Genomic DNA, 8,836 nt, shown 5'->3' on the forward strand with positions numbered 1-8,836 from the left:
TCATTTAAACACCCAACAAAATGAATAAGCTGATATATGTCCTTAAAATCCATATCTGAATTATATATATCAGCAATCAGTGCCCGCTGCATCTTCATTATCTTTTGCCTTTCTCTCCTGATTTTCCTGTAGTGTTCTTTACATCCTAGCCTATCTATATGTTCTCCATGAACAAGACCAATTGTCTTTTTCAAGGCTGGACCCACCAGGTCCACAACATATGTTACCTCTTCAACTAGATCTACCAATGGTTTTTGTTTTTCTTCTGGCATGCCAACTCTACGCATACCCAACCAATGCAGGGCCTCCTGAGCATAATCCAGTATATTATCCTGAGATCTGGTATAATTTAGAAACAAAGTCTTATCTACAGGCATAAAAAGACGTCTGGGTAGATGGTTCCTAATATTCCTCTTGATCTTGTCGGCGTGCTCTTCAATAGCATCTACTTCAGCAGTGAGTTCTTTGAATTCACGACAAACCCCTGATCCAGAAATATAACACTCAAGGGCCTCTCTTATCATTGAAACCCCTTCAACTATTTTTTCATAGTGTTCAACAAGGCCATTCATTGGAGATCTAGGAGTAACTAAACCAAAAAATGGCAACTTTTTTAACATGACAATATATCTCCTTATTTTTTTTTCGTTCAGTAATCAGAGCCTGTGTGTAAAGTTTATATTCCGAGAACTTATACTAATCACTCAAACCCATCACATACAGATAAAAGTATGTATTCCTTATATAAGGTGATATAAGGTGAGAAACCTTTATTTTATTAATTTTTAAATATTTTTCAACCCAAAATTTACCTATCCTTATCCAAGCAATGTCCATTTTAGCAATTGAAAAATGAAAATTGAAGTAAATGCTGCAATTGGTACAGTAAGTACCCAATAGATTATTATTTTAATTAAAACACCAAAATCAACTGCACTAAATCCCCTGGCCATTCCAACACCAACAACACCCCCTACAGCTGAATGTGTGGTAGAAACTGGAAGCCCCATATTTGAGGCTAAAAGTACGGTTGTTGCAGTACCAAAATCAACTGCAAATCCACGTGTATTAGTGAGAGAGGTTATCTTTTCTCCTACAGTTGCGATTACTTTTTTTCCAAATAACATGATACCTGTTGCTATTCCAAATCCACCTAAAGCCAGAAAAAATATAGGGATTTCAACCTTTGGCAATATTGCGTGATATTTGGCTAAAGAATACACAGCTACAACTGGTCCAATTGCATTGGCAACGTCATTTGCCCCTTGAGACATTGCCACATAACAAGATGTCCCTATCTGTATCTTTCTAAAAACCTCTTCCACACACTTATCACCTTGTTCTATATTTCTTATAAATTTAGAAACCCATATCCTGCTGGCAATATAAATTATTGCACCTAACAACAAGACCAGTCCCAGGCTTACACTAATAGGTAACCCCATTTTTTTTCCAAAGGGTGTTTTATAAAAAAAGGAGAGGATTATCAGGGCACAGGTCAAAACAATCCATATAGGAACCCAGAATATAGTATGTTTTACAAATTTCTCTCTCATTAAAATATTTCTTCTAATCAGAGTAAAAACAATAAATGATATGGTGGCAGCGAAAAAAGGAGAGATGATCCAGGACAGAACTACACCACCTAATACTTTCCAATTTACCACATTTGGCCCCCCTGCTACAATCCCAAAGCCAAGTATACTCCCTATTATAGAATGGGTGGATGAAACAGGAAGAGCGGTTAACGTAGCAATAAATACCCAGAGTGCTGCAGAAATAAGTGACGCAAACATGCCAATCATAAAGAGTTTAGGATTTGTTATAAACCCAGGATTTATTATTCCCTTACTAATGGTAGCTGTAACGTGGGAGCCAAAAAAAACCGCACCTACAAAATTTAAAATACCAGCTATAAATATAGCCTGTTTCACTGAGATAGCCCTGGCCCCTACTGCTGATGCCATTGCATTGGCCACGTCGTTTGCACCTAAATTAAAGGCCATTAAAAATCCAGCTAACACAGACAATCCAAGAAATACCTGAAATATGTCCATGAGTTTTTTCTCCTCTCTAATTCATGACCGATGGATTTACTTTTAGACGCTAATGAATTTTTTTTAAAGACTCGTCCACCACCTGGCGGACATCTTTTATACATCACCTGCCCTTCGGATTTAATTCCTTACAATTACATCTGCCTTTTGATTTTTCCCTTGTAATCTTTTCTAATATTTTTGAATATCCATTGTTTTCTATCACATCCTGCTCAATATCCTCATCTGTAAATCCAAAGCAATAACAAATCTGTTTGGCCATGAGATCCTCCTTAAAAAAAATATTTAAAGTCCCAATTTTTTTAAAAATTCCTCATCAACTTGATTAGACTTTGATCCCTCGCCTCCTCCATTTTCTTTTTTCTGATTTTCTATTAGGTTGTCTACATCTACTTCCTGTTCTCTCACTACATCAGGAATCTTTTCCATGACAAAATCAACCTTTTCAAAGGTAGTTTCAACATAAAACAACTTATTTTCACTGGTTCTAAATTCTACACGCATAAATTCAGGCTTATCTATTTCAGTTTCTAAAGAAATTCTCATTGCCTGGGTTAGGGCAACCATTTTTGGCTGATTCTGATTTACTCCTATACCTATCTCCTTTTTAAGTGCAATCTGGAATTGACCAATACACTGGTTCATGAGTTCACCAATGGTATCCGCTACTTCTGAAGAAGTATGGTGGTTTGTTAATTCCTCTTCTGGCATTCCCATGGAAATATTAAACTTTTTATAAATCTCTAAAGCCGCCTCACCAGAAAAATTCATTGCAACCAGTCCTGTAAAGCCACCTTCAAACAGCACAAAACAACCTATATCAGGTCTAAGGCATGTCTTATTTGTCTTAATAAATGTCTTAGAATAAGTAACATTTGACGCAGTTACTTTTGATAGGGTATCTTTTATAGATTCACATAAAATTTTGAGTACATCTTTGGAAGTCTTTACAACCACCTTCTTTTTTTTAATTGCCATACATTTCCCCCTTTTTTAGCTCTCTTCTTTCTTTGACCTTATCTTTTCTCTTTGTTCCTGAAAAACAAACCTCACAATAAGTTCCCTATCTCTATCCCTTATTTTTTCAAATGCAATAACTAGATATTCGCCATCCTCTTCCCTTTCAATCCTGATTACCCTTCCCATGGCAGAGACCAAAACTAAGGGTATATGGGATAGATAAATCACCACTTCAACTAAATCTCCAACACCTATTCCCTGAAAATCACAAACACACTTAACAGCCCCTTCACTCAATTCAACCCCAGTTGTCTTATAATCAAATTCCCTCTCCAGCATATCTATCCCAAGAAGACTCAAAATCAGATCCAGTTTTCCATCTAAATATTTAAAAAACAAACTCAAGCCTTCTGGGATCCCTAACTCTTTGTAATTAAAATCAGATTGTAGAGATAAATCAGTATTTACTCTAAAGGTTGGGTAAGCATCTTCTGTATCGATCTTTTTTAGCAGGACATTGACTCTAGTCCTAATTCTTAGATATTCTCGTCTATCATCCATAAATTTTCCAAAAATTTTTTAATGATTTTTTAGAAACTTTTTCGCCAATCTGGCCTCATTTGTGTGTGGAAAATTTTGGATCAAATCTTCGAGCAGAATCTTTCCCGCCTTTTTCTTTCCGAGTTTGTAAAACGCAATCCCTTCTTTTAATAAGGCTGGAGGATATTTATTAGATGTCTTGTATTTGTCCAACACTACTTGATAATTTAAAATAGCCCTTGGATATTGCCCAAGTCTAAAGTAACTTTCCCCTCTCCAAAAATACGCATTTGGTATTAGACTATGTTTGGGAAATTTTTCTATGAACAAAGAAAATAAATGTACAGCTGCATAATAGTTCTTGTCTTTAAAATTTTTCAGCCCTTGATAATAGAGCTTTTTTGGAGAAAGTTCATATTCATTTTCTCTTAATTTCTTTGATTGATCTTTTTGTTTCTTTAGAGTTTTTGCCTGTGACACCTTAGATTTTTTTAATTGTACACTCTTCTTTGTAACGCCTAAAAAGGCCTTTAACCTGTCCACCTCACGCTTGATATTTAAAAATTCCTTATCTAAACTATCTAACCTTTCTTTTAACTGAGTATAATTATTTTCATTTTCTTGAACTTTCTTTTGAAATAAATCCATATCTCCTTGAATACGGGCACATTTTAGTCTTAAAGACTCTATCTTAGAGACTATATCTGCCTGAGAGGATCTTACAGAAAAGCTACTTGTAGAAAGTTTATCTTGAAACTCTTTTTTTAATTTTTCAATTTCTAAGTTATAATAGTCTTTCTCTGCTTTTTGTTGTTTTCTTAACTCTACTATTTGCCATTTCAAAAGATCAAGGTCTTTCTGGGAAGCACAACTAGTTGTAATTAAAATCAATAATACAGTGAAAATACTTTTCATATTTACCCCAATATCAGGATATAGACGAGGTTATTACTTTTTTTCGTCCCCAAAAAATATAAAGAATTCCACCTATAACTGGTATAAATGTAGCTATTAAAACCCAGGTCATTTTATCCTGGGGTGTTCTAAAATCGTGCTTAAATATGTGCCAGATAGACCACAAATTGGGCAGAATTGGTATGAGCAAAATAACAATCCATATTAACATATTGAGTAAAACCTTCTGGCTAACTATCATAATTTTAACTCTCCCTTTTGTATCTAAGAGAAACAATCATAACTCCAACAAATGCCAAAGCAAGTGCCCCCCATTGGGTATATGAAAACACATAAAACATTGGTCTAAAATCTCCCCTGAAAAACTCTATAGTAAATCTAAATAATCCATACAGCACCAAAAAAAGCCCAAATAGCACGCCCTTTTGACTCACCTTTGTCTTTACAAAAGATAAAATAAAAAAAGTAACAAGTCCAGCCAGGGAATGGTATATCTGGGTAGGATGAAGGGGTATATTTATTGGTGCCAATGAATCAGGGTTTTTAAAGGTTATTGCCCAAGGAAGGGTGCAATAGCGACCATAACAACATCCAGCCATGAGGCATCCAAATCTACCTACAAATTGTCCAAGGGCTATTGCAGGTGCAAATAAATCAGCCCACTGCCACACATCCTGTGCCTTGGATTTTAAATATAACACGGCCGTAAATAATCCTAAGATGGCTCCACCTGAAAAAACCAAACCCCCTTTCCACACCATAAAGGCCTCCAGAGGGTGATTTAAAAAATATTTCAGGTTCATCAGGACATATAAAAACCTTGCTCCTAATATCCCTGCAATAACAATATAAAAACCTAAATCAGATACTATTTTTGCATCTAATTTCTGTTTTTTTGCCTCCCTGGATACATAACCCAGGGCAAGCAAAAAAGCAGATGCAATAAAAAAACCATAGGTATATATAGTAATTGGACCTATCTTAACTAATATAGGATGCATGTATGTTTCCTTTTTCTGCGGCTCCGCATATTTTTTCTTATGCTTTTCTCATTAAAATAGATAGTAAAATCATAAACCCACCAATTGAAATTGCCATATCAGCAACATTAAAGGCAGGCCAATGATATTTTCCAATATATAAATCAATGAAGTCAGTCACTTCTCCAGAAAGTATCCTATCAATTAAATTACCAATTGCACCTCCCAAAATAAGCCCAAGAGGGATAGAAATAAATAGACTTTTTTTCCCTTCTGTAAAAATCATATAAATTATAAAAAAAATAGCTATAATGGTTATAGCTGCTAATATATAGCACTCAGTGCCAGGTTTATTGAAAATACCAAAGGCAATGCCCTTATTTTTTATATGGACCAGGTTCACAAAATTAGGGATTATCACTTTTCGGGAATACAAAGGAATATTAGTAATTACCAAAAACTTTGTCACCTGGTCGAAAACTACAACGAAAAATGCAACAACTAGAGAATAAATAATTTCTTTTCTGAGCTTAGGGAAAATCATAGTTTTTTAAGTACCTCTAAGCACCTTTCACAAACTCCTTTATATTCTTCATCATCTGATACTGAAGTAGAATATACCCAACAACGGGGACATTTTACTCCCCTGGATCTTTCCACATCAATATAAAGTCCGTCAATTTCTTCACTTTTAAAAAGGTCTAAAGTCCCATCTCCAGCTTTTTTAACGTCCACTTTGGATACTATAAATATTTCTCGTAAGTACTTTTTAACTGGTGAGATTAAATCAAATAGGTCATCTCCAAGATACAGAGTTACATTACAATCAAGGGAATGGCCTACTATCCCCTGCTTTCTCTTTGGTTCTATTGCCTTGGTAACCTCTCCCTTTATTTTCTTCACCAAATCCCAGAGATTTTTCTCTTCTGGATCTATTTTAAAAGCCAATTCCTCAAATTTTAGTTCAAAGACTGTTTGTCCCTTTTTCCCAAATTTCTCTGGTAGATTTTGATAGATCTCTTCTGCAGTAAAGCTCAAAATCGGAGCCATATCCAGCATAAGGATTTTTAGGATATAATATAGGACTGTTTGGGCTGAAAGTCTCTCAATGGATTTTGGATAAGACACATACAATCTCTCTTTTATCACATCTAAATAAAAAGAGCTCAAATCAACTACACACATGTTATGAAGTGCATAATATACCTTGTGAAATTCATAATTATCATAAGCCTTCATAACGTTTTTATGTCGATCCAAGATAAGGGACAGATTATATCTATCAAAGGGAAGCAATTTATTAAATGGTACCAAATCCTTAGTAGGATCAAAATCTGAAAGATTACCCAGAATAAAGCGACATGTATTTCTTATCTTTCTGTAAGAATCCACGAGTTGAGATATGATCTTGTCTGATATGCGTATATCGTCTTTATAATCCTCATAGGATGTCCACATCCTTAAGATCTCTGCACCATATTTTTCAATTATCTCCTGGGGTCTTATCACATTACCAAGGGATTTTGACATCTTACGGCCCTCTCCATCCACAACATAGCCGTGGGTGAGGACAGCCTTGTATGGAGCAACTCCCCTTGTCCCAACAGATGCTAGCAAGGAGCTATGGAACCATCCCCTGTGTTGGTCAGATCCTTCTAAATAGAGATCTGCTGGGAACTTAAGCTCTTTTCTTTTCTCCAAAACAGCGGCAAAACTAGTTCCTGAATCAAACCATACATCTAAAATATCAGTCTCTTTTCTAAAATCCTTGCTTCCACATCTCTTACATTTAAGCCCTGGTGGGACTATTTCCTCCAGTGATGCTTCAAACCAATAGTCGGCCCCCCTTTCATGGGTCTCGAATTTTTTGACTATTTCTTCAACCCATTCTGGTTCAAAATAGGCCTCACCACATTTTTTACAAACAAGCGCTATAATTGGCACACCCCAGGATCTTTGTCTTGATATACACCAATCAGGCCTTGTTGCTACCATATTATATATTCTCTGCATCCCCCATTGAGGGATCCATTTAACATCTTTTTCTATAATATCTAAAGATCGTTTGCGCAGATCATTTTTCTCCATTGAAATAAACCACTGGAGTGTTGCCCTGAAAATTACAGGTTTTCTGCACCGCCAGCAATGGGGATATGAATGTTTAATGGAACCTTCATACAATAAATTCTTAACCTCTTGTAATTTCTCAATCACCTTTGGATTTGCCTCAAAAACACTAAGTCCCTTAAAAAATTCCACATCATCTAAAAATCTACCAGAATCGTCTATTGGAGATAAAATTTCTAAATTATATTTAAGTCCAGTCTCATAGTCTTCTCTTCCATGCCCAGGTGCTGTATGCACGCAACCAGTACCAGTATCCAAGGTTACATAATCAGCCAGGACTATTTTAGATTCTCTATTATAAAAGGGATGGGTAGCACAAAGCCCTTCTAACTCTGAGCCTTTTATCTTTTTAATCTTCTCTACATCTTCCCACTCAAATATCTCTGCACATACCCCAAGAAGCCTATCAGCCAGTATGTAAAACTCACCATTTACTTTTACCACTGCATAATCATATTCTGGATGAACTGCCACTGCCATATTAGAGGGCAGGGTCCAGGGTGTTGTAGTCCAGATTACAATGTAACAATGACCATTAATCTCAGGAACAAGTTTACACAATCCTTTGTCATTAAAAGGGAATCTCACATAGATTGAAGGAGATTCAATATCATAATATTCAACTTCTGCCTCGGCAAGTGCAGTCTCGCAAGATGGACACCAGTAAATGGGCTTTTTACTCCTTATAACTCCCCCATTTTTCATAAAGTTACAAAGTTCCATTGCAGTCTGGGCTTCATATACAGGGTCCATGGTAATGTAAGGCTTATCCCATCTACCAAAAACCCCCAGCCTCTTAAATTCTTCCCGTTGAATATTCAGATACTTCTTTGCATATTGCCTGCACCTTTCCCGTATCTCAATAACAGGCACTTCTTTTTTGGAAATCTTTAGCTCTTGCTCTACTTTTAATTCTATGGGAAGTCCATGACAGTCCCATCCAGGGACGAATTCTGCTTTTTCTCCTTTTAAATTATGATATTTTACAATTATATCTTTTAAAATCTTATTCATTGCAGTGCCAAGATGGATATTTCCATTGGCATAAGGAGGACCATCGTGGAGAATAAACGTGCTATTTTCATTACAACTTTTCACCATTTTTTCATATGCTCTAATTTTGTTCCAAAACTCCAACATCTTTGGCTCATTTTTAGGCAAATTGGCCTTCATGGGAAATTTTGTTTTAGGCAAATTTAGAGTATCTTTGTAATCTTTCATGTTTTATCTCCCCTCGACAATTATTTTTATTTATAT

The 8,836-nt window shown here is 35.7% G+C and carries 10 protein-coding genes; all 10 read right to left on the reverse strand.

Annotated elements, in window-relative coordinates; all coding sequences use genetic code 11:
- Nucleotides 1-620: DUF47 domain-containing protein (locus ACY2V1_RS02450; protein ID WP_461833211.1), on the reverse strand; the 620-nt coding region annotated here is incomplete at its 3' end.
- Nucleotides 621-818: 198 nt separating this feature from the next.
- Complete coding sequence (locus ACY2V1_RS02455) at nt 819-2,057, reverse strand: inorganic phosphate transporter (RefSeq protein ID WP_461833212.1); 1,239 nt, start codon at nt 2,055-2,057, stop codon at nt 819-821.
- 103 nt (nt 2,058-2,160) lie between these two features.
- On the reverse strand, nt 2,161-2,319 hold the full coding sequence (locus ACY2V1_RS02460; protein ID WP_461833213.1) for a bacterioferritin-associated ferredoxin: 159 nt from the start codon (nt 2,317-2,319) through the stop codon (nt 2,161-2,163).
- Between the two features lie 23 nt (nt 2,320-2,342).
- Complete coding sequence (locus ACY2V1_RS02465; RefSeq protein ID WP_461833214.1) at nt 2,343-3,035, reverse strand: DUF3334 family protein; 693 nt, start codon at nt 3,033-3,035, stop codon at nt 2,343-2,345.
- A 15-nt stretch (nt 3,036-3,050) separates the two neighbouring features.
- A complete protein-coding gene (locus tag ACY2V1_RS02470) occupies nt 3,051-3,578 on the reverse strand; it encodes a PilZ domain-containing protein (RefSeq protein WP_461833215.1) in 528 nt (175 codons plus the stop codon).
- An 18-nt stretch (nt 3,579-3,596) separates the two neighbouring features.
- Nucleotides 3,597-4,472 (reverse strand): tol-pal system protein YbgF, encoded by an 876-nt coding sequence (ybgF, locus tag ACY2V1_RS02475; protein WP_461833216.1) that lies wholly within the window; start codon nt 4,470-4,472, stop codon nt 3,597-3,599.
- Between the two features lie 13 nt (nt 4,473-4,485).
- Nucleotides 4,486-4,713 carry a PLDc N-terminal domain-containing protein gene (locus ACY2V1_RS02480; RefSeq protein ID WP_461833217.1) on the reverse strand — a complete coding sequence of 76 codons (228 nt, stop codon included), beginning with the start codon at nt 4,711-4,713 and terminating at the stop codon, nt 4,486-4,488.
- A gap of 4 nt (nt 4,714-4,717) precedes the next feature.
- Complete coding sequence (lgt, locus tag ACY2V1_RS02485; protein ID WP_461833218.1) at nt 4,718-5,473, reverse strand: prolipoprotein diacylglyceryl transferase; 756 nt, start codon at nt 5,471-5,473, stop codon at nt 4,718-4,720.
- Between the two features lie 37 nt (nt 5,474-5,510).
- Nucleotides 5,511-5,996 carry a signal peptidase II gene (gene lspA, locus ACY2V1_RS02490; protein ID WP_461833219.1) on the reverse strand — a complete coding sequence of 162 codons (486 nt, stop codon included), beginning with the start codon at nt 5,994-5,996 and terminating at the stop codon, nt 5,511-5,513.
- Nucleotides 5,993-8,800 (reverse strand): isoleucine--tRNA ligase, encoded by a 2,808-nt coding sequence (gene ileS / locus ACY2V1_RS02495; RefSeq protein ID WP_461833220.1) that lies wholly within the window; start codon nt 8,798-8,800, stop codon nt 5,993-5,995. Before ileS ends, lspA begins: the two co-directional genes overlap by 4 nt.
- Between the last annotated feature and the right edge of the window lie 36 nt (nt 8,801-8,836).

The sequence above is a fragment of the Desulfothermus sp. genome (assembly GCF_053993635.1).